Genomic DNA, 1,529 nt, shown 5'->3' on the forward strand with positions numbered 1-1,529 from the left:
CGCGGCGCCGTCGACGCACCCTTCCGGTGACCCCGATGGGAAGCGCGAGACCCTGTTCAAGGTCGCCGATCCGGCCGCTGCGCGAGCGCGGACAAATGCCGCGGGCCCAGGGACACCCTCGAGATCCGGCGATCACTCAGGCGGGAACCGCAGCACCCGGTCGTCGGTCGCCGCCGGAGTGCCGCGGCCGTCGCGGTTGCTCGTGGTCACCCACAGGGCGCCGTCGGGAGCCCGCTCCACGGTGCGCAGCCGGCCGTACTCGTTCTGCAGGAACGCCGTCGGCGTGCCCGCGCCGCCGTTGCCGTCCAGCGGGACCGCCCACAGGCGCTGCCCGCGCAGCGCCGCGACGTAGAGGGTGTCACCGTCGATCGTGGCGCCGCTCGGCGACGCCTCGGCCGTGGTCCAGGTGACGATCGGATCACGGAAGCGGGAGTCGTTCGCCCGGCCCTCGACGATCGGCCAGCCGTAGTTGGCGCCCGGCACGATCTGGTTGACCTCGTCCCAGGTGTTCTGGCCGAACTCCGACGCGTACAGCCGGCCCTGCGCGTCCCAGGCCAGCCCCTGCACGTTGCGGTGGCCGAGGCTGTAGACCAGTGATCCGGGGAACGGGTTGTCGGCGGGGACACCGCCGTCGGGCAGCACGCGCAGGATCTTGCCGTTGCGGCTCTGCGGGTTCTGCGAGTTCGCGGTGTTGCCGGCGTCGCCGACACCCGCGTAGAGGTTGCCGTCCGGGCCGAACGCGATGCGGCCCCCGTCGTGGATGGATGCCTTGGCCAGACCCGAGACGATCACCTGCTGCGTCTGCGGCTGGGCCAGCGTGAACCGCACGATCCGGTTGTCGCGGGCGGCGGTGAAGTAGACGTAGACGTAACCGTCCTGCGCGTAGGTCGGGGAGACGGCCAGCCCGAGCAGCCCGGCCTCGCCGGTCGGCCGCACACCGCTGATCGTCGCCACCTGCACCGGCGCGCTGCCCGGCCGCAGCTGCAGCACCCGCCCGCTGTTGCGCTCCGCGGCGAGCGCGCTGCCGTCCGGCAGGAAGCCCAGCCCCCAGGGAACGGTCAGGCCGGACGCCACGACCTCGGGGTTGCCGAGGTCGGGCGTGGCCTGTGCGGCGGATGCGACACCCACGTTCAGGGTCAGCGCGACCAGCACGCTCCAGACAGCAGCTTTGCGGCGCATGACGCGAAACCTCCATAGACGTTGGTCATTGACGCAAATCAATCTATCCGGTCATCCGAGGCACAGCGACTTGAAGCGAAAAAGCAGACATCACCGCCGGACCGGGTATGTGTCGTTGGTCAGCCAACGCCGCAGGAGGTTCTGCTCCAGCGGCCCGCCCAGGTCCTCGCTGACGCCGCCGGCGAGCGAGTTCACCGACTGCCAGCCCCGCGGGGTCGCTTGCCCGACGAACCGGCGGGCCGGCACGAGTGTGATCGCGAACGCGTTCGCCGTCTCCGCCCGGACCGGGTGACCGGACACGTCGGGAACGTTGAAGCCGCCGTCGATCGGGATCCCGGGCAGGCCGGGCA

2 protein-coding genes are annotated in these 1,529 nt (G+C 71.4%); both read right to left on the minus strand.

Features of this window, described 5'->3' with window-relative positions; genetic code table 11:
• Positions 1-132: 132 nt before the first annotated feature.
• Complete coding sequence (locus AB0M20_RS42855; RefSeq protein ID WP_364307175.1) at positions 133-1,179, minus strand: PQQ-dependent sugar dehydrogenase; 1,047 nt, start codon at positions 1,177-1,179, stop codon at positions 133-135.
• Positions 1,180-1,269: 90 nt separating this feature from the next.
• A partial coding sequence (locus AB0M20_RS42860) for a hypothetical protein (RefSeq protein ID WP_364307177.1) occupies positions 1,270-1,529 on the minus strand: 260 nt, incomplete at its 5' end.

The sequence above is a fragment of the Actinoplanes sp. NPDC051633 genome, from assembly GCF_040681735.1.
Taxonomy (GTDB): Bacteria; Actinomycetota; Actinomycetes; order Mycobacteriales; family Micromonosporaceae; genus Actinoplanes.

Bases quoted from the DNA above. Each gene is read 5' to 3' on its own strand.
- AB0M20_RS42855 (WP_364307175.1), bottom strand. From the start codon at position 1,179: ATGCGCCGCAAAGCTGCTGTCTGGAGCGTGCTGGTCGCGCTGACCCTG.